At 39.3% G+C, this 440-nt stretch carries 1 protein-coding gene; it reads right to left on the reverse strand.

Annotated features, from left to right (window positions below; translation table 11 throughout):
- On the reverse strand, positions 1-426 hold a 426-nt coding region (locus ACQRBT_RS28290), incomplete at its 3' end, for a GTPase (protein ID WP_427851698.1).
- Positions 427-440 lie beyond the last annotated feature (14 nt).

Below are 440 nucleotides of genomic sequence, written 5' to 3' on the forward strand. Positions count from 1 at the left end.
GAATTGCTCCCGAATATCTTCCGTCCATACGTTAATTGTTTTTTCATCTTTGTTAATTGCATCCCATTTGTTTACTACAATAATAATCGCACGTCCGGCATCATGCGCATATCCAGCAATTCGTTTATCTTGCTCACGAATCCCTTCTTCTGCGTTGATAACCACAAGAACAACGTCCGAGCGTTCAATTGCTCTCATTGCACGTAAAACACTATATTTCTCTGTGCTTTCATACACTTTCCCACGTTTTCTCATTCCGGCTGTATCAATCATGACATAATCTTGGCCATCGAAAGTATAAGTTGTATCAATTGCATCACGAGTTGTACCCGCAATATCAGAAACAATAACACGATCTTCTCCAAGCAGTGCATTTAGAATAGAAGATTTACCAACATTTGGTCGACCGATTAAACTGAATTTCACTGTGTCATCTGGAT

Source organism: Pseudomonas sp. R19M (assembly GCF_050312585.1).
In the GTDB taxonomy this organism is placed as follows: Bacteria; Pseudomonadota; Gammaproteobacteria; order Pseudomonadales; family Pseudomonadaceae; genus Aquipseudomonas; species Aquipseudomonas palleroniana.